General features: G+C 48.3%; 22 protein-coding genes, 1 other RNA gene and 2 other annotated features. Of the genes, 6 read left to right on the top strand and 17 right to left on the bottom strand.

Annotated elements, in window-relative coordinates:
- Positions 1 to 84 precede the first annotated feature (84 nt).
- Together alaS and ACNFN4_RS02370 are read right to left on the bottom strand one after the other, a co-directional pair.
- Positions 85 to 2721: an alanine--tRNA ligase gene (gene alaS / locus ACNFN4_RS02375; RefSeq protein ID WP_014418517.1), complete on the bottom strand. Its 2637-nt coding sequence runs from the start codon at positions 2719 to 2721 to the stop codon at positions 85 to 87.
- A gap of 80 nt (positions 2722 to 2801) precedes the next feature.
- Positions 2802 to 3009: a binding site (T-box leader), on the bottom strand.
- A gap of 43 nt (positions 3010 to 3052) precedes the next feature.
- Positions 3053 to 4114: an AI-2E family transporter gene (locus tag ACNFN4_RS02370; RefSeq protein ID WP_021494373.1), complete on the bottom strand. Its 1062-nt coding sequence runs from the start codon at positions 4112 to 4114 to the stop codon at positions 3053 to 3055.
- A gap of 220 nt (positions 4115 to 4334) precedes the next feature.
- On the opposite strand from ACNFN4_RS02370, the gene ACNFN4_RS02365 reads away from it, so the two are divergent.
- From ACNFN4_RS02365 to ACNFN4_RS02350, 4 genes are read left to right on the top strand one after another with little or no spacing between them, the layout of a single operon-like run.
- On the top strand, positions 4335 to 5063 hold the full coding sequence (locus tag ACNFN4_RS02365; protein WP_014418519.1) for an amino acid ABC transporter ATP-binding protein: 729 nt from the start codon (positions 4335 to 4337) through the stop codon (positions 5061 to 5063).
- 20 nt (positions 5064 to 5083) lie between these two features.
- Positions 5084 to 5911 carry a transporter substrate-binding domain-containing protein gene (locus ACNFN4_RS02360; RefSeq protein WP_007408208.1) on the top strand — a complete coding sequence of 276 codons (828 nt, stop codon included), beginning with the start codon at positions 5084 to 5086 and terminating at the stop codon, positions 5909 to 5911.
- 56 nt (positions 5912 to 5967) lie between these two features.
- The gene (locus tag ACNFN4_RS02355; RefSeq protein WP_014418520.1) at positions 5968 to 6618 is read left to right on the top strand and encodes an amino acid ABC transporter permease; all 651 of its coding nucleotides are present in this window, start codon (positions 5968 to 5970) and stop codon (positions 6616 to 6618) included.
- A gap of 18 nt (positions 6619 to 6636) precedes the next feature.
- Complete coding sequence (locus ACNFN4_RS02350; RefSeq protein ID WP_015417903.1) at positions 6637 to 7293, top strand: amino acid ABC transporter permease; 657 nt, start codon at positions 6637 to 6639, stop codon at positions 7291 to 7293.
- Between the two features lie 35 nt (positions 7294 to 7328).
- On the opposite strand, the gene ACNFN4_RS02345 is transcribed toward ACNFN4_RS02350, so the two are convergent.
- From ACNFN4_RS02345 to cymR, 8 genes are all read right to left on the bottom strand, one after another.
- On the bottom strand, positions 7329 to 7460 hold the full coding sequence (locus ACNFN4_RS02345) for a YrzQ family protein (protein WP_003152741.1): 132 nt from the start codon (positions 7458 to 7460) through the stop codon (positions 7329 to 7331).
- Between the two features lie 21 nt (positions 7461 to 7481).
- Positions 7482 to 7673 (bottom strand): hypothetical protein, encoded by a 192-nt coding sequence (locus ACNFN4_RS02340; protein WP_003152738.1) that lies wholly within the window; start codon positions 7671 to 7673, stop codon positions 7482 to 7484.
- A gap of 12 nt (positions 7674 to 7685) precedes the next feature.
- Positions 7686 to 8144, bottom strand: a complete 459-nt coding sequence (locus ACNFN4_RS02335; RefSeq protein WP_029973378.1) for a PRC-barrel domain-containing protein — start codon at positions 8142 to 8144, stop codon at positions 7686 to 7688.
- Between the two features lie 118 nt (positions 8145 to 8262).
- A complete protein-coding gene (gene recD2 / locus ACNFN4_RS02330) occupies positions 8263 to 10641 on the bottom strand; it encodes an SF1B family DNA helicase RecD2 (RefSeq protein ID WP_029973377.1) in 2379 nt (792 codons plus the stop codon).
- An 18-nt stretch (positions 10642 to 10659) separates the two neighbouring features.
- On the bottom strand, positions 10660 to 11280 hold the full coding sequence (locus ACNFN4_RS02325) for a tetratricopeptide repeat protein (protein WP_088461189.1): 621 nt from the start codon (positions 11278 to 11280) through the stop codon (positions 10660 to 10662).
- 87 nt (positions 11281 to 11367) lie between these two features.
- The gene (gene mnmA, locus ACNFN4_RS02320) at positions 11368 to 12483 is read right to left on the bottom strand and encodes a tRNA 2-thiouridine(34) synthase MnmA (RefSeq protein ID WP_025649675.1); all 1116 of its coding nucleotides are present in this window, start codon (positions 12481 to 12483) and stop codon (positions 11368 to 11370) included.
- Positions 12484 to 12519: 36 nt separating this feature from the next.
- A complete protein-coding gene (locus ACNFN4_RS02315; protein WP_007612815.1) occupies positions 12520 to 13659 on the bottom strand; it encodes a cysteine desulfurase family protein in 1140 nt (379 codons plus the stop codon).
- Positions 13660 to 13677: 18 nt separating this feature from the next.
- Complete coding sequence (cymR, locus tag ACNFN4_RS02310) at positions 13678 to 14094, bottom strand: cysteine metabolism transcriptional regulator CymR (RefSeq protein WP_017418225.1); 417 nt, start codon at positions 14092 to 14094, stop codon at positions 13678 to 13680.
- A 194-nt stretch (positions 14095 to 14288) separates the two neighbouring features.
- On the opposite strand from cymR, the gene ACNFN4_RS02305 reads away from it, so the two are divergent.
- Positions 14289 to 15557 carry a replication-associated recombination protein A gene (locus tag ACNFN4_RS02305; RefSeq protein ID WP_003152729.1) on the top strand — a complete coding sequence of 423 codons (1269 nt, stop codon included), beginning with the start codon at positions 14289 to 14291 and terminating at the stop codon, positions 15555 to 15557.
- Between the two features lie 114 nt (positions 15558 to 15671).
- Here ACNFN4_RS02305 and ACNFN4_RS02300 read toward each other — a convergent pair whose 3' ends face one another.
- From ACNFN4_RS02300 to ACNFN4_RS02280, 5 genes are all read right to left on the bottom strand, one after another.
- Positions 15672 to 16436, bottom strand: a complete 765-nt coding sequence (locus tag ACNFN4_RS02300; RefSeq protein ID WP_025285046.1) for a tRNA threonylcarbamoyladenosine dehydratase — start codon at positions 16434 to 16436, stop codon at positions 15672 to 15674.
- Positions 16437 to 16507: 71 nt separating this feature from the next.
- Positions 16508 to 16699: non-coding RNA, 6S RNA (ssrS, locus tag ACNFN4_RS02295), on the bottom strand.
- Positions 16700 to 16761: 62 nt separating this feature from the next.
- Complete coding sequence (gene aspS, locus ACNFN4_RS02290) at positions 16762 to 18540, bottom strand: aspartate--tRNA ligase (protein ID WP_448199978.1); 1779 nt, start codon at positions 18538 to 18540, stop codon at positions 16762 to 16764.
- Between the two features lie 14 nt (positions 18541 to 18554).
- Positions 18555 to 19829 carry a histidine--tRNA ligase gene (gene hisS / locus ACNFN4_RS02285; protein ID WP_007408198.1) on the bottom strand — a complete coding sequence of 425 codons (1275 nt, stop codon included), beginning with the start codon at positions 19827 to 19829 and terminating at the stop codon, positions 18555 to 18557.
- Between the two features lie 63 nt (positions 19830 to 19892).
- Positions 19893 to 20125 (bottom strand) — a binding site (T-box leader).
- Between the two features lie 60 nt (positions 20126 to 20185).
- Positions 20186 to 20356, bottom strand: a complete 171-nt coding sequence (locus ACNFN4_RS02280; protein ID WP_003152722.1) for a YrzK family protein — start codon at positions 20354 to 20356, stop codon at positions 20186 to 20188.
- 130 nt (positions 20357 to 20486) lie between these two features.
- Between ACNFN4_RS02280 and ACNFN4_RS02275 the strand changes: the two genes are divergently transcribed.
- Positions 20487 to 22049, top strand: coding sequence for an SH3 domain-containing protein (locus tag ACNFN4_RS02275; protein ID WP_448199977.1), 1563 nt, complete (start codon positions 20487 to 20489; stop codon positions 22047 to 22049).
- Between the two features lie 26 nt (positions 22050 to 22075).
- Here ACNFN4_RS02275 and dtd read toward each other — a convergent pair whose 3' ends face one another.
- Both dtd and relA read right to left on the bottom strand, forming a co-directional pair.
- Positions 22076 to 22519, bottom strand: coding sequence for a D-aminoacyl-tRNA deacylase (gene dtd, locus ACNFN4_RS02270; RefSeq protein ID WP_007408194.1), 444 nt, complete (start codon positions 22517 to 22519; stop codon positions 22076 to 22078).
- A 12-nt stretch (positions 22520 to 22531) separates the two neighbouring features.
- Positions 22532 to 24736, bottom strand: a complete 2205-nt coding sequence (gene relA, locus ACNFN4_RS02265; RefSeq protein WP_003152716.1) for a GTP diphosphokinase — start codon at positions 24734 to 24736, stop codon at positions 22532 to 22534.
- Positions 24737 to 24824: the final 88 nt, after the last annotated feature.

The following is a 24824-nucleotide window of genomic DNA, read 5'->3' as shown; positions in this document are numbered from 1 at the left end:
CGTTTTGCACCTCTTTCCCAAATTCGCAGGCAAAGTTCAGCCTGAGGTCCTCATCTTATCATCATTCTACACTAGTTGAAAGGATTATAAAACGGATTTTATCCAATCTTCCGCAGATGCGAGCGCCTCTTCCAATTTTTCAGGCTGCTTTCCGCCGGCCTGCGCCATGTCCGGACGGCCTCCGCCTCCGCCTCCGCAGACTTCAGCCGCTTGTTTGACCATTTTGCCGGCGTGAAGGCCTTTTTCGATCAGGTCTTTCGTCACGCCTGCTGAAAGGTTGACTTTCCCGTTTTGCACGGCGCCGAGAATGATGACCGCAGAACCGAGCTTCGCTTTCAGATCATCCACCATAGTGCGAAGGTGGTTCATGTCTTTCGCATTTACTTTTTCAGCCAGCACTTTTACGCCGCCGATGTCTTTTACTTTAGACAGAATGGCTCCGGCTTCCACATTGCCGAGTTTGCTGAGCAATGATTCATTTTCTCTTTGCGCTTCCTTCAGCTCCGCTTGAAGAGACTGAATTCGCTTCGGTACGTCTTTTACGTTTGATTTCAGCTCGTCCGCAGCGTGCTGCAGAAGGCTGAGCTGGCTGTTCATTTCCTGATAAGCGCCTTTTCCTGTTACGGCTTCGATTCTTCGCGTACCTGCGCCGATCCCTGATTCGGATACGATTTTAAACAGACCGATTTCAGCCGTATTCGTGACATGGCATCCGCCGCAAAGCTCAAGGCTGTAATCTCCGACTTGTACGACGCGGACGATATCGCCGTATTTCTCGCCGAACAGGGCCATCGCGCCCATTTCTTTTGCTTCATTGATCGGTTTCAAATCAATCGCTACCGGAATACTCTCCCAGATTTTTTCGTTGACGATTCCTTCAATGCGTTCAAGTTCTTCTTTCGTCACTTGACCGAAATGAGAGAAGTCAAAACGCAGACGGTTTTCGGTAACGAGTGAACCCGCTTGGTTGACATGTGTGCCGAGAACGTCTTTCAGCGCCTGGTGCAGAAGGTGGGTAGCCGTATGGTTTTTCACCACGCCGCTTCTCATTTGATCTTCCACTTCAGCCGTCACGCTTGCGCCTTTTTGAATCGTGCCGCTATCCACCGTGCCTTCGTGTACATGCTGACCGTTCGGAGCTTTTTTCACGTCTTTAATGGTTACGACAGCCTGCTCGCTTCTCAGCACTCCTCTGTCACCGATCTGTCCGCCGCTTTCAGCATAGAAAGGCGTTTTGTCAAGAAGGATTTGGACGGTATCCCCTTCATGCGCCTCGCTGATTAATTGCCCGTCGTGAAGAAGCTCGATCACCTTCGCTTCAGCTTTTACGGCACTGTAGCCGACAAATGTGCTTTCTGCGGTAATGTCGCGCAATGCGCCGCCCTGAACCTGCATGCTTCCTACATCTTGGCGCGCATTTCTCGCCCGTTCACGCTGTTTTTCCATTTCGGCTTCAAAGCCTCTATGGTCAACTTTCATTTGCTCATCTTCCGCGTATTCCTCCGTTAATTCAACCGGGAATCCGTACGTATCGTACAGTTTGAATACGTCTTTTCCGGAGATGATGCCGCTGCCTTTTTCCTTCTCTTTCTTTATCACGTCGGATAAAATGGCCAGACCTTCGTTTAATGTTTCATGGAAGCGCTCTTCCTCCGTTTTGATGACTTTGGCGATAAACTCTTGCTTTTCTTTCACCTCCGGATAGAAAGCGTCCATAATTCCTGCAACAGTCGGTACCAGCTCGTACATAAACGGACGGCTGATACCGATGGTTTTCGCGTATCGCACAGCCCGGCGCAAGAGGCGTCTCAGTACATACCCGCGCCCTTCATTTGACGGCAGAGCTCCGTCGCTTACCGCAAATGCGACCGTTCTGATATGATCGGCAATCACTTTAAAAGCCGTATCCTTCGCTGCGTCCTTTCCGTAAACATCTCCGGAAATGCGCTCTGTCGCTTCAATAATCGGCATAAACAAATCAGTGTCAAAGTTTGTCGGGACGTCCTGAATCACGGAGACCATCCGTTCAAGCCCCATGCCCGTATCAATGTTTTTCTTCGGAAGCGGTGTGTACGTGCCGTCCGGATTGTGGTTGAACTCTGAGAATACCAGGTTCCATACTTCAAGATAGCGGTCATTTTCGCCGCCCGGATACAATTCAGAATCTGACGGGTCATTGCCGTATTTCTCGCCGCGGTCATAGAAAATTTCCGTATTCGGTCCGCTCGGGCCTTCGCCGATATCCCAGAAGTTCCCTTCCAGACGGATGATTCTTTCTTCCGGAACGCCGATTTTTTCCGCCCATAGCGTATAAGCTTCTTCATCCTCAGGGTGAACCGTTACAGACAGCAGCTCCGGATCAAAGCCGATCCACTTTTCGCTCGTTAAAAACTCCCATGCCCACGTGATGGCTTCTTCTTTAAAATAATCACCGATGGAAAAGTTTCCGAGCATCTCAAAGAACGTGTGGTGGCGCGCCGTTTTCCCCACATTTTCAATATCATTTGTGCGGATTGATTTTTGCGCGTTTACAATTCTCGGATTCTCCGGCACAACGCGGCCGTCAAAGTATTTTTTCAGCGTCGCAACGCCGCTGTTGATCCATAATAAAGACGGATCTTCATGCGGAACCAATGAGGCGCTCGGTTCAACGGCATGGCCTTTTTCTTTAAAGAAATCTAAAAACATTTGACGCACTTCAGCAGAAGTTAAGTGTTTCATCTATATTCCTCCTTATCACTACCCGAAATTCTCTTTTGCGACAGCAAAAAAGCTCTCTCCCTATGCAAACCATGCGTTCACACAGGGACGAGAGCTGTCTCGCGGTACCACCCTGATTACAGGCCGAAAAAGGCCTGTCACCTTTCATCCCGTAACGCAGGACTGCGGCAGCCTTTAACTGCACTCAGGATTAGCTTCGGCCGATCTTCTGCTGAAGCTCCTTTCAGCGTATCGGAGCTTCTCTCTTAAACAGGGCTTCGGCGTACTCATATCCGTCACTCGAGATTCGTATGTATTCTACTCGAAATTATAGACAAGCAGAACCCGAATGTCAATGTTCCGTCCTGATCCGCAAAAAGTGAATGGCCGTCACTTTTAAAACGGCTGCCGCCGGAACAGCGAGAATCATGCCGGGAATGCCCGCGAGCTCTCCTCCGGCAAGGAGCGCCAGCATGATCACGACGGGGTGCATTCTGAGACTGCGCCCAACAATAAGCGGGCTCAAAATGTTTCCTTCTATAAATTGCAGAATAAAAATCGTGACGATTACGATGATCACAGCTTTAGCAGAAATCGCCAGCGAAAGGAGCAGCGCCGGTACAGCGCCGATAAACGGACCGAAATACGGGATGACATTCGTAATCCCGATGGCAAGGCCCAAAATCAGCGGGTAAGGAAGCCCGAACAGCCAAAATGAAACGCCGGCTATTAACCCGAGCAAAAAACAAACGAGAAGCTGACCGCGGATGTAATCACCGAGAGAGTCGTCCACATCCCGCAGAAATTCACTCCCCCTTTTTCTCCAGGACTTCGGCGTCAAATACCAGACTGTCTTTTTCATGACGTCTATATCCTTCACCATATAGAACACGAGAAAAGGAATCGTCGCCGCGATCAGGATATAATCAAGCACGAAACGGATGCTTCTGATCGTGCTTTCAATCGTGCCGGCAAGAAACGTTTCTGTCTGCTGAATCATTTTGTCCATCCGATGGTGCATGCCGTCAGGCCAATGATCCGTGTGATTATGCAGATGCGTCAGCATGCTGTTGTAGTTTTTGGCAAGACCGGGAATGCTCTCAGACAGATCCTGCAGCTGTTCAATTAAAACAGGAACCCCTTTATAAACCCCCCAGCCGATTCCGCCGAAAAACAGGCAATAAATCAGAAGCAGGCTTAAAGTTCTAGGCATCCCTTTTCTATGAAGCCATTCAGTAATCGGAAGTAAAAGATAAGCAATAAATACTGCGATGAATATAGGAATAAAGAGAGATTTTATAACAAGCCAAATGGGAGACCATAACATATCGAGCATGCAAAAGACATACACTGTTAACAAAACGAGCAGACATACAGCCGTCCACATTAAGAGCTGCAGCGGTTTTTGAAGCATGACGTTTCACCTCTTGCTTTATCTTTTGACAGAAAGCCGGAATTATTCCCGTTTCATAAACTCCGCCTTATGACGCAGACCTCTTGACGGAAATAATTATCAGAAATTACGAAATAATCTAAATAATATTCATAAAAATCTGTATAACCATCGTAATGTGTTAAAGGATTTCAAAAACTGTCCAGTCAATATGACTCTTGTTTTTTTAAGGAGGATGGCCATGATTTCATTTCAGGATGTAAATAAGCACTACGGACATTTCCACGTGCTGAAAAACATTAATCTGCACATTAAAAAAGGGGAAGTCGTCGTTATCATCGGACCTTCAGGATCGGGAAAAAGTACGCTTCTCCGCTGCATTAATCAGCTGGAAACAGTTGATGGAGGCGCCTTAACGGTAAACGGCGTCTCCATCCATGACAAGAAAACGGATATAAATAAAGTCCGCCGCAATATCGGCATGGTGTTTCAGCATTTTCATCTGTACCCGCACAAAACCGTTCTGCAAAACATCATGCTCGCACCGATCAAAGTGCTTAAGCAATCAAAAGAAGAAGCAAAAAAAACGGCCTTATACTATTTGAAAAAAGTCGGTATACCGGAAAAAGCGGACGCTTATCCTTCACAGCTTTCCGGCGGCCAGCAGCAGCGTGTCGCCATCGCCAGGGGGCTTGCGATGAAGCCCGAAATTATGCTGTTTGACGAACCTACATCCGCGCTTGATCCGGAAATGATCGGGGAAGTGCTGGATGTCATGAAAACACTCGCAAAAGAAGGCATGACCATGGCAGTCGTCACACATGAAATGGGATTCGCAAAAGAAGTGGCGGACCGCATCGTGTTTATCGACGGCGGAGCCATCTTAGAAGAAGCTGCACCGGCTGAATTTTACGAAAGCCCCCGTGAAGAGAGGGCGCGTTTATTCTTAAGCCGTATTTTAAATCACTGAAAAGAAACGGAGGAGCGCTTATGTCACGCGTAACAAAATGGTTGTCATTCGGATTGATATCACTGCTGGCCGTCTTTATGCTGGCAGCCTGCGGAGGGAAAGAAACGTCCGGGGATTCAAAAGGAACGGGAAAAGACACGTTAGCCTCTATTAAAGACAGAGACAAAATCATCTTCGGCGTCAAAACCGACACGAGGTTATTCGGGCTGAAAAACCCAAGCTCCGGTGATATTGAAGGCTTCGATATTGATATCTCAAAACAGCTCGCAAAAGATATTCTGGGGGATGAGAAGAAAGCGGAATTTAAAGAAGTGACGTCAAAAACGAGAATTCCAATGCTGCAAAACGGCGATATCGACGCCATCACCGCCACGATGACGATAACGGATGAGCGGAAAAAAGAAGTTGATTTCTCAGATGTTTATTTTGAAGCAGGGCAATCCCTGCTCGTCAAAAAAGGAAGCAGCATCAAAAGCACCGAAGACTTGGGAAAAGGCTCAAAAGTATTGGCGGTAAAAGGCTCTACTTCCTCACAAAACATCAGAGAAAAAGCGCCTGACGCCTCAGTGCTGGAATTTGAAAATTACGCCGAAGCGTTCACCGCGCTAAAAGCGGGACAGGGAGATGCGCTCACAACCGATAATGCGATTTTATACGGCATGGCGGATGAAAATAAACAATATCAGCTGACAGGCGAAACCTTCACCGATGAACCTTACGGAATCGCCGTCAAAAAAGGCCAATCCGGACTTATCAAGGAAATCAACGCCTCTTTGAAAAAAATGAAAGCCGACGGCAGGTACGAAAAAATCTATAAAAAATGGATTAAAGAAGAACCGGCAAAATAGAAAGGACCGCGGGATGAGCAGGCATGCTCATCCCCGTTTTATAAGGAGTGACATAGATGAACTTTTCAATTTTAACGGAAAACTTCGATATGTATATGGACGGTTTCCTGCACACATTGCTTGCGAGCTTCATCGCGCTGGCAGGCAGCTTTGCGCTGGGCGTTCTGATCGCAGTCATGAGAATCACGGCTTTCAAACCCCTTCAATGGATCGGCACTGCGTATGTGGAATTTATCCGCAACATCCCGCTTCTCCTCATCACATTCGTTTTTTATTTCGGACTTCCGAACGCCGGGCTGAGACTGGACGGCTTTCAGGCGGGAACGATTGCGCTGACGATTTACACGTCGGCCTTTATCGCAGAAGCTATCAGAGCCGGAATTCTGACTGTCTCCAAAGGGCAGATGGAAGCGGCCAGATCGTCAGGCTTCACCTACAGTCAGGCGATGAGATACGTCATTCTTCCTCAGGCCGTAAAAATCGTGATTCCCCCGCTCGGAAACCAATTTCTCAACCTTGTCAAAAACTCATCAATACTCGGAGTGGTGGCGGGACTCGATTTGATGTATCAGGCGGATCTCGTTTCCTCAAGTACTCTTGTCGTGTTTGATGTGTATATTTTCGTCGCGCTTTTTTATTTGATAGTAACGATCCCGCTCAGCATCGGGGTTCACTATTTGGAAAGACGTCTCGGAAAGAGTTATTAGAGAAGGAGAGTGAAAAACATGGATTTTAGCGGCGCCTATACACCTGACCATCTGCTGTTTTTATGGGACGGCTTTTTGGTCACACTTTATGTTGCGCTGATCTCCATTGTCCTGAGTTTTATTTTCGGGCTTGCCGCCGGCACTTTGCGCTATGCGAAAATTCCTATCGTCTCGGGCATTATAGCGGCCATTGTGGAAACCATCCGCAACCTGCCGCTGTTATTAATCATTTTCTTTACGTTTTTTGCCCTTCCGGAAATCGGGATCAAACTGGAAATTACCGCGGCCGCCATCACGGCGCTGACGATTTTTGAATCGGCTATGCTGTCAGAAATCATCAGAAGCGGTTTGCAATCCGTTGACAAAGGACAGATTGAAGCGGCGCGTTCTTCAGGACTGACGTACACGCAGACTCTTTTTCTCGTCGTCATGCCGCAGGCGCTCAGGCGTATGGTTCCTCCGATTGTGAGCCAGTTTATTTCTTTATTAAAGGATACGTCACTTGCGGTCGTCATCGCTCTGCCCGAACTGATTCATAACGCGCAGATTTTAAACGGACAAAGCGCTGACGGAGGGTATTTTTTCCCGATCTTTCTGCTGGCGGCCCTGATGTATTTCGCGGTCAATTACAGCCTGTCTCTCGCAGCCAGACGGCTGGAAGCGAGACAAACGTAAAAAGGATACTTCCGGAGAAGTATCCTTTTTTCTGCTTAAAACATTTTCATGACTCGTCTTCTCATCCGTTTCATACCTTTTTTATTCAGCATATCGGACTGAGAAGCCATACGATACATAACGGCTCCAGCTCCTAAAGCCAACAGAGAGGTCATTGTTCTGCCCATCGCGCGTATCTCCTTTCAACTTTAAAAATTGATACTGCGTTCGTCTTCAGAAAACAAATCATCAAGACTGCTTAACGTGCCGTCTTCCTCTACTTGATGTGTCGCAATTTTGCCTTTGGCCACTGTCAGCTCAATGAAGCAGCCCCAGCAATAGTATTGGTTTACGCCGATTTTGCCGATATCTTTACTTTTGCAGTTCGGACATACAAGCACAGACTACACCTCTTATCCGTTCAGGACGATGCCTTCTTTCCCCGCTTCAATAAGCGTATCGGCGGCGCGGCGCACTTGGCGTCTGCCAGCCAGATCTGAAAAGAAGCCGTCCGAGAGTTCATATGCTACGATTATGCCCCTGTCCAAACAAAAGTATACATCTTCCAGCAAACCGAACATTTCACCATCAGGCGATTTCACCGGCTGCATCTTAATCTGTTCAAAAGTGAAACAGCTCTTCGGCAAAGGCTGCAAATGAGCATGACCGGCAGCTACGGCTTCTTGATCCATCTCTTTTATATCACTTGCCTCTAAAAAAAGATGGCGGTTGTGAAACAGGCGTTTCTGCTCCAGCACGAAACCGAGAAACCGGCCGTCCAGAGAGAAACAAACATCCGATATCATCCCGAGACTGCGCCCGGAGTTTTCGTCATATACTGTTCGTCCTTCAGCTGCATGGCATGTTCTCAAAGTGTGATCAACCACCTTTTGTTGAACACGTATAGGTTTTGCCAAGAAGCCGGGCAGCATACTTTGAAATGACTTCCACAGGCGAAAACCCGGCGCATAAACATGTGCCGGGTTTTATTTACGCTTTTTCTTCCATAAAGTCAAACGGCGTGATGCCTTCCATTCCGATGTTCGCATCATATACACTGAACGGCAGCTCTTTTTGCAGGGCGGCCAGTTCTGCATCCATCTCTTCAGTCTGCTCTGTGAGCCTGTTTTTAAGCGACGTCTGTCTGACGGTGGCATCATTGTTTTTGACGCCCCATTCAAGCGCTTCTTCTTCTCCGCAAAGAATCAGAAATTTTTTCGCTCTTGTTATGGCGGTATAAAGCAGATTTCTCCTGAGCATTCGATAATAGCCTTTGACGACAGGCAGGACGACAATCGGGAATTCGCTTCCCTGCGACTTATGAATGGAACAGCAGTAAGCATGGGTAAACTGGCTGAAATCCTTTTTCGTAAAGGTGATTTCGTTGCCGTCAAACGAGACGACGACCATGTCTTCTTTTTCCGTATTTTCTTTGGCATAAAAAATGGACACGATTTCGCCGATATCGCCGTTAAACACATTGTTTTCCGGCTGGTTGACAAGCTGTAATATTTTATCGCCCGTCCTGTAGACGACATCACCGAATTTCAGCTCCCGCCTGTTTTCTTTCGGCGGATTCATGATGTCTTGAAGAAGCATATTCAGCTCGTTAATTCCCGCTTTTCCCCTGTACATCGGGGCGAGCGCTTGAATATCCCTGGAGGTATACCCCTTTTTTAACGCGTTCGAGACGACCTGATCCACGACTTCTTTAATCTGTGAAGAATTACAGCGGATAAATGAGCGGTCCTTTGTCGGCGCGGTCAGCCCTTTTGGAAGCAGTCCTTTTTTCATATCATGCGCAAGTTCCACAATGGATGATCCTTCAGCCTGACGGTAAATATCTGTCAGACGCACGGTCGGCAGCACCTCAGAAGCCAAAAGGTCTCTGAGCACCTGCCCCGGTCCTACTGAAGGAAGCTGGTCTTCATCACCGACGACAATGAGCTGAATGTGCTTAGGAAGCGCCTTAAACAAATGGCTGGCGAGCCAGATATCGAGCATACTCGCTTCGTCTATAATGATCAGTTTCCCTTCAATCGGCTGATCTTCATTGTAGGTAAAGCCTTCAGCGCCATTCCAGCCGAGCAGCCTGTGAATCGTAACAGCCGGCAGCCCCGTAGATTCGCTCATCCGTTTTGCGGCTCTTCCCGTCGGCGCGGCAAGCAGCACCGGGAACGTCTCGTCTTTTTTATAATCACCGGGGTCAAGCGATACTCCGTGCAGTTCACTGTATAATTCCACGATTCCTTTAATAACGGTCGTTTTCCCCGTCCCGGGTCCTCCGGTCAATAAAAGCATCGGTGAAGACAGCGCTTTTTGAATGGCATCCTTTTGGCTTGGTGCGTATTGAACATTCATCCGTTCTTCCAGTTCACCGAGTGCAAGCAGAAATTCCGATTCAGGAAATTGATCGGCATACTCCGTCTGAGCCGCAATGTCGAGCACGCGTTTTGCGACATTTTGTTCGGCGTAAAACAAGGACGGAAAATAGCAGCGCTCTCCTTCTATGACGATATCCTTACTCTCCCCGAGGGCGATGATGCCGTCAGCCGCATCCATCTCCGTGACGCGGCCGCCTTCAGCTGACTGATTCAGGAGCGTTTGCGTATTGATAATCAGCTGCTTTGTCTCTATGTACGTATGGCCTTCTGAAAGACAGGTCGATTCAATCGTATATAAGATTGCCGCTTTGATCCGCTCCGGGTGGTTTCCTGACAGACCCATTTTTCCGCCCAGCTCGTCAGCTTTCACAAAGCCGATGCCTTCAACGTCTTTTACAAGCTGATAAGGATTTTCCTGAATTTTCTCCAGGGTTTCCGTTTCGTAGGCCTGATATATTTTCATTGATAGCTGGGGCCCGAAACCGTATTGGTTCAGAGAGATCATAATCTGCTCAAGCCCCTGATGCCGCTGCAGCTCTCCGGCAAGCTTATCCGCTTTCTTTTTCGACATTTTCGGCACATCGTAAAGCACCGACGCATCCGTCAGAATTTTATTGAGCGCGCCGTCACCGAGCTTTTTGACGATTTCTTCCGCCGTTTTTTTTCCGATTCCTTCAAACAGATCACTTGATAAATAGTGAATGATCCCTTCTTTTGTGGTCGGAATTTCTTTTTTAAAGTGTTCAGCCTGAAATTGCAGGCCGAACTTAGGATGCGTGGCGGTTTTTCCGTAAAATGTGTAGGTCTCATCTTCTTGCAGCAGAGGGAAGTAGCCCGTTACGGATACGACCTTGTCTTCGATCGCCTCAGACGTTTCTGCAACTTTGACTTTCAGCACTGTATACAGGTTGGTGTCATTATGATAAATGACCGTATGAATGACGCCTTTTACATACGGCTGTTCTTCGATGTTCAGCTGGTCCACGAGCCTTCCCTCCTTTTGTTATGACTGGGTGATAAGCTGTTTCGCATGAAGCGCAAGCATATGATCAGGCTGTATGCCGATTGCGCCTTCCAGCATCTCAAGCGCCTTTTCACGATTTTCTTTGTACGCGTAAGCGACTCCGGCATTATAAAATGCGTCCGCGTGGCTTGGGTCCTGCTCGATCACCGTCTCAAACTGCGCCAGAGCTTCATCCAGCATTTCTTCATTTGCGAGGCACATTCCGAACTGGAAGCGTGCTTCCGTGTCATTTTCGTTTAATTCAACGGCACGCTGCAAATACGGCAGTGCAAGCTTCGGCCGCTCTAATTTAACGAGAACGGTCCCCAGCATATAAAACAAATCTCCGTTTTCCATTCCGGAGCGAAGCGCTTTTTCAAACATATCCTTCGCTTCGGAAAACGATTCTTTCATCACATATACGTTTCCCGCACCGTAATAAGCGGCTGCCGCCGAATTGTCCAATTCGAGCGCTCTGTTATAGAATGCAAGCGCCCGTTCGAGTTCGTTCACAGAAGAAAGCAGATTTGCGAAGTTGATATACGGCACCGGATCTTGGCCGTTTTCCTCAATCGCTTTCGTAAAAGCCTCTGCCGCTTTTTCAAAATCGCCCTCCTGCATGGCGTCAATCCCGATTTTATTATAATCCATTTTTAACTTCCTTTCGCTAAAAAACCCCAACATGCGAGTTGAGGTTTTTTACATGTGTTATACGTACCACAGTTTTGTTCCGTCTTTATAAACGTCATCTATCGTTCCGCCGCCGAGGCACTCTTCTCCGTCATAAAAAACGACGGCTTGTCCCGGCGTAACGGCGCGTACCTGCCCGTCAAAAATGACTTCCGCTTCATCATCACCCGTCATTTTCACCGTTACTTTGTGATCTTCCTGACGGTAGCGGAATTTCGCCGTGCATGTCATTTCGCCGCCGTCCATCAGACCGGGACGCGTCCAGCTGACATTTGTCGCCGTGATCTTATCGGAATACAGAAGCGGATTATGGAATCCTTGATCAACATACAGAATGTTTTTTTCAAGATCTTTACCGACGGCGAACCACGGCTCGCCGCTTCCGCCGATTCCAAGACCGTGGCGCTGTCCGATTGTATAATACATCAGACCGTCATGACGCCCTTTTACTTCTCCGTCCATTGTCATCATATCGCCCGGCTGAGCGGGGAGATATTGGCTGAGAAACGTTTTGAAGTTGCGTTCGCCGATAAAGCAGATTCCCGTGCTGTCTTTTTTCGCAGCTGTCGCAAGTTCCGCTTCTTTGGCGATTTCCCGCACGCGGCTTTTTTGCAGATCACCGATCGGGAACATGACTTTGCTGAGCTGTTCCTGATTGAGCTGATTCAGAAAATAAGTCTGGTCCTTGTTTTCATCCAGACCGCGGAGCATGCGCACTGTACCTGCGCTTCTGTCCACGCGGGCGTAATGGCCCGTCGCAAGATAATCCGCGCCGAGTGACAGAGCATGATCCAAGAAAGCCTTAAACTTAATTTCTTTATTGCACATGACATCCGGATTGGGGGTTCTTCCGGCTTTATATTCATCAAGGAAATATTGAAATACCTTTTCCCAATATTGCTTCTCAAAATTGACGGCATAATACGGAACTCCGATCTGGTTGCAGACCCGGATGACGTCTTCATAATCTTCCGTCGCCGTGCAAAAACCGTTTTCGTCCGTATCATCCCAGTTTTTCATAAAGATTCCGATTACATCGTAGCCCTGCTCCTTCAGCAGAAGGGCCGCCACGGAAGAGTCCACGCCGCCGGACATGCCGACTACGACTCTTGTATCCTCCGGCCGTTTTTCCATTTGCATTCACTCCATTAAAAACGTAAGTCCGCCGTTTTAAGCAAGCCGTTTAACGACGGCGGCAAGCTTTTCGGCGGCTGTTTCGATTTGTTCCGCCGTATTGCCGAGGCCGAAGCTGAGGCGGATTGACGAAGTCAGCCTGCCGCTCTCACTTCCGAACATGGCCGTAAGCACATGGGACGGAAGAACGGATCCCGCTGTACAAGCAGATCCGCTGGAGACGGCAATGCCTTCCATGTCAAGATTGACCAGCAGCGCTTCCACCGGCACACCGGGAAAGTAAAGGTTTAAAATATGAGGCAGGCATTTCTCGGCATCTCCGTTCACCTCCGCTGTAACGCCGGATTTTTCCAGCGTGCTCATGATAATGTTCTTAAACTCCTTATACTTCGCTGTTTTCTCTTCCCTCTCACGGTTTGAAAGGACGACCGCTTCTTTTAAGCCGGCGATGCCCGGTACATTTTCCGTCCCCGCGCGGCGCTTTCGTTCCTGCTCTCCCCCGAGAAGAATCGGTGACAGCTTCACCTCTTGATTTACATATAAAAAGCCTGTCCCTTTAGGCCCGTTAAGCTTGTGACCGGAAACAGACAGCATGTCAATTCTGCTTTTTTTCACGTCAATCGGCATATAACCGAATGCCTGGACGGCATCTGTGTGAAAATAGGCCTGATGCCCGCTTAACAGCTCTCCGATTTCGTCAATCGGCTGAATGGTTCCGACTTCGTTATTGCCATACATGACGGTAACAAGGATTGTATCATCACGGAGCGCTTCTTTCACCTGATTTGCACTGATCCGTCCTGAAGGGCCGGGGATGAGGTATGTCACCTCAAAGCCGTCTTCTTCCAGCTTTTCGCAGGCGTGCAATACAGCATGATGCTCAACAGCGGTCGTAATGATATGCTTTCCTTCATTTTTCCGGGCGGCAGCCGTTCCGAAAATCGCCAAATTATCAGCCTCCGTGCCGCCGCTTGTGAAAATAATTTCCTGTTCTTTCGCACTGATTTCGCGCGCGATGTCCGCTCTCGCTTCATCGACCCATTTCCGGGATTCTCTCCCGAATGAATGAATGCTTGACGGGTTGCCGAAACTGCCGAAGAAATGGGGCTTCATTTCTTCGAGCACACGCTCATCCATCGGGGAAGTCGCGGCATGATCTAAATAAATCCGTTCCATTGTCTGTACACCTCTGGTTTAAATATAGAACATATAAGCTTCCTGCTCGCCGTCCGTGTAGCTCGCAAGGTCTTCTAACGTCGTGCTGTCCAGCACGTCTTTTACAGCGTCGCGGATGCGGATCCATAACTCCCGCTTGGCAGGCTCTTCATCCTCAAGCACTTCTACCGGGCTGATCGGCCCTTCCAGCACTCTGATAATGTCTCCGGCCGTTATCTCTTCAGGCCGGCCCCCGAGCACGTAACCCCCGTAAGCGCCTCTGATGCTTTTTACGAGTCCCGCGTTTCTGAGCGGTGATACAAGCTGTTCCAAGTAATGCTCAGAAAGGCTGTTTGTTTGGGCGATGCTTTTGAGCGACGTCGGACCGTCTCCGTGCTTTTTCGCCAATTCAATCATAATGGTGAGCCCGTATCTTCCCTTTGTCGATATTTTCAATATGAACACCCCAGTCAATTCTAATTGTTAATTTATACAAGTAAATGGATATGAATAATCTGTTTAGTATCTTATAGACCAACTGTTATTATAACATAACTTATCCTAATTTTCATTGAAACACGGGGCCCGCCGCAATTCGCTTTTCTAATCGTCCGTTTTCCGTTACCCTGTATATGTAAGGAGAGATGTTCATGAAACCATTGGCGTATCGGATGCGGCCTGCCAATATCGAAGACATTATCGGCCAGGAACATTTGGTCAAAGAAGATAAAATCATCGGCAGAATGGTGCGTGCAAAGCACTTATCATCCATGATCCTGTACGGACCGCCGGGCATCGGAAAAACGTCCATCGCCACAGCGATCGCAGGATCGACAAGCATCGCATTCAGGAAATTGAATGCCGTCATTCATAATAAAAAAGACATGGAGATTGTCGTACAGGAAGCGAAAATGTCAGGCCAGGTCATTTTAATCCTTGACGAAGTGCACAGGCTTGATAAGGGAAAGCAGGATTTTCTGCTGCCCTATTTAGAAAACGGCATGATTATTTTAATCGGCGCGACGACCGCCAACCCTTATCATGCCATTAACCCGGCCATCAGAAGCCGGACCCAGATATTTGAGCTCGAACCGTTAACACCCGATCTGATCAAACAGGCATTGAAAAGAGCGCTCACAGATGAACACCGGGGACTCGGTTCCTACAGCGTTTCGGTGGACGACGACGCGATGGATCATTTCGCACAAGGGTGCGGAGGAGACGTCCGCTCCGCTTTGAACGCACTGGAGCTTGCCGTGCTCTCCACAAAGGAATCAAGCGACGGCACGATCCGGATTACACGGGAAACGGCGGAAGAATGTCTGCAGAAAAAAAGCTATACCCATGATAAAAACGGCGATGCGCATTATGACGTCTTATCCGCCTTCCAAAAATCGATACGAGGCTCGGACGCAAACGCCGCCCTTCATTATCTGGCCCGTCTGATCGAAGCCGGAGACCTTGAAAGCATATCAAGAAGGCTTCTCGTGATCGCCTATGAAGATATCGGCCTCGCAAGCCCGCAGGCAGGCCCCCGGGTGCTGAGCGCGATTCAGACCGCAGAACGGATCGGCTTTCCGGAAGCGAGAATTCCGCTGGCCAATGCGGTAATCGAATTATGCCTCTCGCCAAAATCAAACTCCGCCATCTCAGCCGTTGATGAGGCGCTCAAAGACATCAGGACGGGTAAAATCGGCGATGTGCCGAAACATTTAAAAGACGCCCACTATAAAGGGGCCCAAGAGCTCGGACGCGGGATCGGCTATCAATATCCTCACGATTTCGAGAACGGATGGGTCGAACAGCAATATTTGCCTGATCCGTTAAAAAACAAGCAATACTATAAACCGAAACAAACGGGGAAATTTGAAGCCGCCATAAAGCAAGTGTATGAAAAACTGATGAAGCAGAAAAAATAACCGGACAAGGACACCCTATGTGTTCTTGTCTTTTTTGATACCGGCCAAAATCTTTCGTGTAAACGGCGGATTCAAATAAAAAACAGCCTTTCCTGAAGAAGGCTGTTTTTCTTTTTATTTATCTTTAACCCGTTTAATGTCGATGTCCTTTAAGAGCTCCATGACAACATGTCCGCCCATAATCAGACCGGCCACTGACGGAACCCAGGCGTTGGAAGACGGCGGCATTTGCGCTTTACGGATTTTCGCTTCATCATTCCCGACTTCTTTTCTGACGTCTTCACGGATGACGATCGGGCTTTCATCAGAAAAAATGACCTGTACGCCTTTTTTAATGCCCTCTTTGCGAAGCCTTGTGCGGACGACTTTGGCAATCGGATCGGTATGGGTTTTTGAAATATCAGCAATCTGAAAGCGTGTCGGGTCTGTTTTATTCGCCGCTCCCATGCTTGAAATCAGCGGAACATTCCGTTTCAGACATTCTTTCATCAGATGAATTTTATAATGAATCGTATCCGACGCGTCAATGACGTAATCGAGCGGATGCTCAAAGAACTGCTCATACGTCTCTTCCGTATAAAACATTTTTAAGGCGACGACGTCACAATCCGGATTAATATCCGCGATCCGCTCTTTCATCAAGTCTGTTTTCGGCTGTCCCACCGTCGACAAGAGCGCATGCAGCTGGCGGTTTACGTTTGTAATGTCAACATCATCTTTATCGACAAGCACGATCCGCCCCACTCCGGACCTCGCCAATGCTTCGGCTGCGAATGAACCGACTCCGCCGACGCCGAGAACGGCCACCGTGCTGTTTTTTAACGTGTCCAGCCCTTCTTTTCCAATCGCTAGCTCATTTCTGGAAAACTGATGTAACAAGAACCTCACTCCACATTCTGGTTTTATAAACTCGGCTTGTCAAAAAGCCGCTGGTTTTAGCGCACAAAAAATAAAGTCCCAATTGTGCCGTTGCAGCTTTCCTTCGTTTTGAACCCGCTCTCAGCAGGTGGGTGCCCTTTTTTAAATCTTGTAAGTCCTCTTAACGAATGAAAAGAGGCATGTACGCCATTTAAAAATGCGGGCTCCCAAATCAAAAAAATGTTCGGTCAAAACTAGGTGTACAACTAACACATCAGGACTTTATTTAACTTGTCAAAATCATATCACAGCAGATTTTGATTTTCAAGAAACAAACTGCTGATCTTTACTGTTTCACTTTTCTTTTGACAGAAAGGTGAAGTTCTTCAAGCTGGGCGTCGCTCACTTCGCCGGGCGCTTCCGTAAGAAGGCAGCTTGCGCTTGCCGTTTTCGGAAAAGCGATCGTATCTCTTAAGTTTGTGCGGCCTGCAAGAAGCATAACCAAACGGTCTAAGCCGAGCGCGATTCCGCCGTGCGGAGGGGCGCCGTATTCAAAGGCTTCAAGAAGGTATCCGAACTCCTCCTCCGCTTCTTCTTTTGTAAAGCCGAGAAGCCCGAACATTTTTTCCTGAACGTCTTTTTCAAAAATACGGATTGAGCCTCCGCCGAGTTCATAGCCGTTTAAGACAAGGTCGTAAGCCTGCGCTTTCATATCTTCAGGCGCCGTTTCAATCAGGTCAAGATCTTCACGGACAGGCATTGTAAACGGGTGGTGAGCCGCATAGAAACGGCCTTCTTCCTCGTCATGCTCCAGTAACGGCCAGTCCACAACCCACAGGAAGTTGAAGAGGCTTTCGTCAATCAGGCCGCGTTCTTTGCCGAGCTTTAAGCGAAGCGCGCCGAGGGATTGAGCCACAACCTCAAACTTATCAGCCCCGAACAGGAGCAGATCGCCTTCAGAAGCATCAAGCGCTTCAGCCAGTTTTGCCTGCTTCTCTTCATCAAAGAATTTCGCAATCGGGCCTTTTACGCCGTCAGCTTCAACTTTCACCCAAGCGAGACCTTTCGCGCCGTAATTTCCGGCAAAAACGCCGAGCGCATCGATATCTTTTCTGGAATAGTCGCCGGCAGCGCCTTTGACATTGATCGCTTTTACAACGCCGCCGTTTGCCACGGCTGATGAGAACACCTTAAATTCAGTATCTTTCACTATGTCTGACACGTCCGTCAGCAGCATGCCGAAGCGGGTGTCAGGCTTGTCGGAACCGTAGCTGTTCATCGCTTCTTCATATGTCATTCTCGGAAGCGGAAGCGGTACTTCAACACCTTTTGTTTCAAGCATGACTTTCGCCATCATCTCTTCCGCCAGAGCCATGATGTCCTCTTGACTCATAAAGGACATTTCTATATCAATCTGCGTAAATTCCGGCTGGCGGTCGGCACGCAAGTCTTCATCGCGGAAGCAGCGGGCCACTTGATAATACCGTTCAAAGCCCGACACCATCAGAAGCTGTTTAAAAATCTGCGGCGATTGCGGAAGGGCGTAAAATTCTCCTACATGCACCCGGCTCGGCACTAAGTAATCACGGGCGCCTTCGGGAGAGCTTTTTGTTAAAATCGGTGTTTCAATATCAAGAAATCCGTTTTCATCCAAGAAATGGCGGATGGATTTTGTGACTTGGTGGCGCATTTGCAATGTTTGAAACATCGCCGGGCGGCGCAAATCCAAATAGCGGTGTTTTAACCGGACGTCTTCAGAAACGTCAGCCGCCTGGTCACTGATCGGAAACGGAGGTGTTTTCGCCGTGCTGAGCACCGTCACCGCTTCAGCTTTGATTTCAATTTTACCGGTTTTCAGGTTGGGATTCACCGTGCCTTCTTCACGGGCAGAAACCGTGCCTTCGATATCAAGCACATATTCGTTTCTGATTGCTTCCGCTGCGGCAAGGGCTTCCTTCGATACGTCAGGGTTGAACACGACTTGCACAATACCCGAGCGGTCGCGCAAATCAATGAAAATCAAGCCGCCGAGATCGCGCCGTTTCTGCACCCACCCTTTCAGTTTGACGGTTTCGCCAATCGCTTTTTCAGTTATCTCGCCACAATAATATGTTCTTCCAAACATAGCGTTCCTCTCCTTCACTGCTTTTGATCTGCCTTTAACACTTGTATCAGCTCGTCTAACACCACTTCACGCTGCTCTCCTGTTTCCGCATCTTTTACATTGATTTTATTTTGGGCAAGCTCATCTTCCCCTAAAATCGCAATAAAACGTGCGCCGAGGCGGTCAGCCGTTTTGAATTGGCCCTTCATCTTTTTATTTTCATAATCGATTTCACTTGAGATGCCCGCTTCTCTCAGTTTGTACACGAGGGAAACGGAATAATCCTTCGCTTTTTCTCCGAGCGTCACGATGTAGCAGTCAATCCCCTGATTGACGGGAAGCTCTGTTTTCTCAGCGTCAATGGCTGCCAGCAGACGTTCGATGCTCATCGCAAATCCGATACCCGGCGCTTCAGGTCCGCCGATCTGTTCAACAAGCCCGTCATAGCGGCCCCCGCCGGCAAGGGTTGTAATCGCTCCGAATCCTTCGGCATTGCTCATAATTTCAAAAGCGGTATGGTTATAATAATCAAGCCCTCTGACAAGGTTCGGATCTATTTCGAACGGGATGCCGAGATCGTTTAAGTATTGTTTTACTTTCTCAAAATAAGCGGCTGATTCTTCATTTAAGTAATCAAGAATGGACGGAGCCGTTTTCATCAGTTCATGCTCTCTGTCTTTCTTGCAGTCAAGAATTCTGAGCGGGTTTGTGTGCAGGCGCGACTGGCAGTCTGAGCAAAACTCTGCGATGCGCGGTTCAAAATGTTTGACGAGCGCTTCCCGGTAGGATTTGCGGCTCTCCTGGTCACCAAGGCTGTTCAGCACAAGCTTGACATGTTTCAAACCGGCTTTACGGTAAATACTCATCGCAAGCGCAATGACTTCTGCATCCACGGCCGGATCTTTGGAGCCGATCGCTTCAATTCCGAATTGATAGAATTGGCGGAAACGCCCCGTCTGCGGACGTTCGTAACGGAACATCGGTCCGACATAATAAAGCTTCGTCGGCTGCACCGGGTTCGCAAATAATTTATTTTCATTGAACGCGCGGACTGCGGCGGCCGTTCCTTCCGGCCGAAGCGTCAGGCTTCTCCCTTTACGGTCTTCAAACGTGTACATTTCTTTCTGCACGATATCTGTAGACTCACCGACGCCTCTTGCGAACAATTCCGTATGCTCGAAAATCGGTGTGCGGATTTCTTTATATTGATAAGTGCGGCACGTCTCCCTCATAATTTGTTCGACGAACTGCCATCTGTCTGATTCACCCGGCAGTATGTCCTGTGTGCCTCTTGGAATGTGATATGCCATGTTACAGGCCTCCTTAATGTCTTTCTTCAAATAAAAAAACTCCCGCTCCTACTATACATGTATAGTAGGGACGAGAGTTATACCCGTGGTGCCACCCTAGTTGGAATGCCGAAGCATCCCCGCTCTGACCTTTAACGCAGGTTCACGTCCGCTGCCTAATGACTTGCAAAAGCGTTCAGCAGGGAACCTCCGGAGTGTTGTTTCGAGAAAGATGCAGTGCGGATCCGCTTTCAGCCCGGGACGGTTCCTCTCTTCTCCATGCATTCTGACCTACTCTTCTCCATTATCGGTTCAAAATCGTTATCATGACTTATGTACATCAATTTCTATTATAATAATGGGATTGCACTCCCCTGTCAAGTTTTATTCCGTCTGTTTTTCCTTGCGACCGCTTCTTTCGATAAGAGACCGAACTCCGTCGCCGTCTCTTCAAGAAAACCCGCCTTTTCTCTATCGCTCTGATCACTGAAGTGCAGATTTCCTTCCGCATCGTGCAACGCGCGTCCCATTTTTGGTTGATATTTCATGATTTGCACACCTTTTCGCTGTATTTATGACTAGTATAAACAAACCATTTTATTTTTATTTAACATTCAGCAAGGAAAATACGATATTATACAAGAATGTATTTTAGTTAGTTCAGAAAGGAGGACAGCCATGAAGAAGAGAACTCTTGCTCTTATTTTATGCGGCGTCATCATCACAGCGCTTCTTCCGTCATTCCACACCGCAATCGCCGCAGAGGGAGAAGCGGTCATCGCGACAGACAAGATCAATGTCAGAGGCGGTCCCGGTTTGAGCTATGGAATTAAGGCTGAAGTAAAAAAAGGGGAAAGATACCCGATCGCTAAAGAAGAGGGAGACTGGGTGCAGCTTCAGCTGAGCCCCGGTAAAACCGGATGGGTCGTTTCCTGGCTGATATCAAAAACAGCGGGGGGAGCAGACAATTCATCCGCAACAAGGGGAACAGTCACTTCCACCGATCCTGACCTCCGCATCAGAAAAGGCCCGGGGACATCATATGAAGTCATCGGCAAACTTCCGCAAGGCGCACATGCATCTGTGCTGGACAAGAGCAGCGGATGGGTGAACATTTCTTATCAAGGCACAACCGGATGGGTTTCTTCCGAATACGTCACCGCGGACAGCGGCGGATCGGATACGAAAGCAACTTCCGCCCGAAGCGGGTCAAAAAGCGGAACGGTCGGCGTTTCTTCATTGAATGTCAGAAGTGCAGCATCACATGATTCAGCGATTATGACTAAATTATCACGCGGAACAAAGGTTTCCATCTTAAGTGAAGACCACGGCTGGCTGAAAATTGAAGCAAACGGGCAAAAAGGCTGGGCAGCAAGCCACTACATCATAAAGGATTCTGACTCATCGGGCAGCGCAGCCGGCTCGGGAGACGGTTCTGCGGGCTCACGCTCCTCGAAAAAAGCGTATATTGTTTACGGCGGCACCAACTTAAGGAGCTCGGCCTCGACTTCCGCTTCTATCGTAAAAAGAGCAGATAAAGGCGCAGCCTACCCGATTGTCGGCTCAAGCGGCAAATGGTATGAAGTCCGGCTTGAAAACGGACAAACCGCATATGTGGCAAACTGGGTCGTACAAACGTCAAAAAGCGGGGAGGAAACAGGAGAAGCACCTTCTCCTAACACGTCAGGCGGCAGCGGCTCACTTAAAAACAAAACGATCGTCGTTGATCCCGGACACGGAGGAAAAGACAGCGGAACGATCGGCTACTCCGGAAAGTTTGAAAAAAACGTAACCATTAAAACCGCTAAGCTGCTGGCCCAAAAATTGCGGGCATCCGGTGCAAACGTGTATATCACCAGACAGGATGATACTTTTATCAGCCTGCAGGCCAGGGTTTCAACCTCTCATTACCGGAATGCGGATGCCTTTATCAGCATTCACTATGACAGCTATGCCGATACGTCAACACGGGGAAGCACGGCTTATTATTACAGTCCGTCTAAGGATCGCCAGCTTGCCTCAGACGTCCATTCTGAAGTAGTGAAGCGTTCCCCTATCCCGGATCGCGGCGTTCTGTTTGGCGATTATTACGTCCTGAGGGAAAATAAACGGCCTGCCATGCTGTATGAGCTCGGCTATCTCAGTCAACCGCAAGAAGAAACAATCATACATAGCGGCTCTTATCAGGAAAAAGTGACAGACGGAATTGAAAGCGGATTGGAACATTATTTTCAATCATAAAAAAAGCTGCCGAACGGCAGCTTTTTTTATTGTTTAGAATCCATAATCAATGTAATCGGCCCGGAATTCGTCAGCTGAACATCCATCATGGCTCCGAATATTCCGGTTTCCACTTTGACTCCTTTTTCCCGAAGGAGTTCGTTCCACTTTTCATAAAGGAGCACAGCCTGATCCGGTTTAGCCGCATTCATAAAATTCGGGCGTCTCCCTTTCTTCGTTTCGCCGTAAAGCGTAAACTGGGAAACGGATAAAATCTCCCCGCCCGTATCCAAAAGCGATAAATTCATCTTGCCGCTTTCATCATCAAAAATCCGAAGATTCACGATTTTATCCGCCAAGTAAGCGGCATCTTCTTCTGTATCTTCATGAGTGATGCCGACAAGCGCCATAATGCCGGGTCCGATCCGGCCGGCGACAGCGCCGTCAACCGTCACACTTGCTTCTGTTACACGCTGAACAACTAATTTCATAGCAAGCTCCTTTTAGTTCATTACCCGCCGGACTGAATAGATGTCTCTGATCTGCTTAATCCGCTCGACCACTTTATGCAGATGGTTGATGTTTTGAATAAAAATCGCCATATGAATCGTAGCGACTTTATTGCGGTCGGATTTGCCGGAGACAGAGGAGATGTTGGTTTTCGTTTCATTTACGGCTTGGAGCACCTCATTTAAAAGCCCGAGACGGTCATACCCCAAAATCTCAATCTCAACGTTATATTCTTTGCGTCTTTGAACCTGTGATTCATGCTCCCATTCAACGGGGATCAGACGTTCCTGCGCTTCATTCGTTTTGACGTTCGGACAGTCATCCCGGTGAACGGATACACCGCGCCCTTTTGTAATAAAACCGACGATATGGTCGCCCGGCACCGGGTTGCAGCATTTCGACAAGCGGACGAGAAGGTTGTCAATGCCTTTTACGCGCACACCCGCTTCCCGTTTTCTCCCTTGCGGATAATGTTTCGGCTCGGAAGTGACTTCCTGAACGATTTTTTCCTGCTCTTCCTGGTCACGCAGCTTCCGCTCTTTTTCGGTGAGCCTGTTGGCCACCTGAAGAGCGGTAATGCCGTTATACCCGACCGCCGCGTACATATCCTCTTCATTTGAGAAATTGAACTTGTCGGCAACTTTTTGAAGATTTTCGAGTGTTAAAACATCTTTCACTTCAAAATCAAGATTTTTAATTTCTTTCTCGACAAGCTCACGGCCCTTTTCGACGTTTTCTTCACGGCGCTGTTTCTTAAAGAATTGACGGATTTTGTGTTTCGCCTGGGACGTCTGCGCCAGTTTGACCCAGTCTTGGCTCGGGCCGTATGAATGCTTGGACGTCAGAATCTCGACGATGTCGCCCGTCCGGAGCTTATGGTCAAGCGTCACCATTTTTCCGTTCACTTTCGCCCCGATTGTTTTGTTGCCGATCTCCGAGTGTATCCTGTAGGAAAAATCAATCGGCACAGAGCCTGACGGCAGTTCAATGACATCGCCTTTTGGCGTAAATACGTATACCATGTCAGAAAACAGATCGATTTTCAGCGATTCCATAAATTCTTCCGCATCCGTAGACTCGTTTTGGAATTCCAGAATTTCACGGAACCAGGACAGTTTTTTCTCAAATGTCGCTTCTTCGTTTGCAGCCTTGCCTTCTTTATATGCCCAGTGTGCGGCCACCCCGTATTCAGCGATCTCATGCATCTCAAACGTTCTGATCTGCACTTCCAGCGGATCGCCTTTAGGCCCGATTACGGTCGTATGCAGCGACTGATACATATTCGGCTTAGGCATCGCAATATAATCTTTGAATCTGCCCGGCATCGGCTTCCAGCACGTATGAATAATGCCGAGTACGGCGTAGCAGTCTTTAATGCTTCCGACAAGAATACGGACGGCGAGCAGATCATATATTTCATTGAACTGTTTATTTTGCAGCGCCATCTTGCGGTAAATGCTGTAGATGTGCTTCGGGCGTCCTGAAAAGTCCGCTTTGATATTCACTTCTTCGACCCGTTTTTTCACTTCATTGACAACCTCTTCGACATAAAGTTCGCGTTCCGCGCGCTTTTTCTTCATGAGGTTGACGATTCTGTAATACTGCTGAGGATTCAAATAACGGAGAGCGGTGTCTTCAAGCTCCCATTTGATTTTAGAAATCCCGAGCCGATGGGCCAGCGGAGCGAAAATCTCCAGCGTCTCATTTGAAATTCTCCGCTGCTTTTCCTGCGGAAGATGCTTTAACGTCCGCATATTGTGAAGGCGATCCGCCAGCTTGATCAATATGACTCTGATATCCTGAGCCATAGCGACAAACATTTTTCGATGGTTTTCCGCCTGCTGCTCCTCTTGAGATTTATACTTAATTTTACCGAGCTTCGTCACGCCGTCGACAAGCATCGCCACTTCTTCAGAAAATGCTTCCTTCAGGTCGTCGAGGGTGACATCCGTGTCCTCTACCACGTCATGCAGAAATCCGCCCGCAATTGTGGAAGGGTCCATTTCCAGATCGACGAGAATCCCCGCCACCTGAATCGGATGAATGATGTACGGCTCACCTGATTTGCGGTACTGTTCGCGATGCGCGTTTTGCGCATACAGGTAAGCTTTCTCAACAAACGCAATCTGCTCCTCCGGCAGATAAGTGCGCGCTTTATCTATTACTTGCTCGGCAGTCAATACTTGTTCGTTCGCCATGGAATCACCTTTTTTAAATGTAAACTGTATTAGTTTATTATCAAGAAAAAAACGAGAGATGTAAAGGGCAGAAGTTCAAAACACCTAA

The organism is Bacillus sp. N1(2025) (assembly GCF_053470005.1).
The sequence above is the reverse complement of the archived record's forward strand: the minus strand, read 5'-3'. Positions and strand labels throughout refer to the sequence as shown.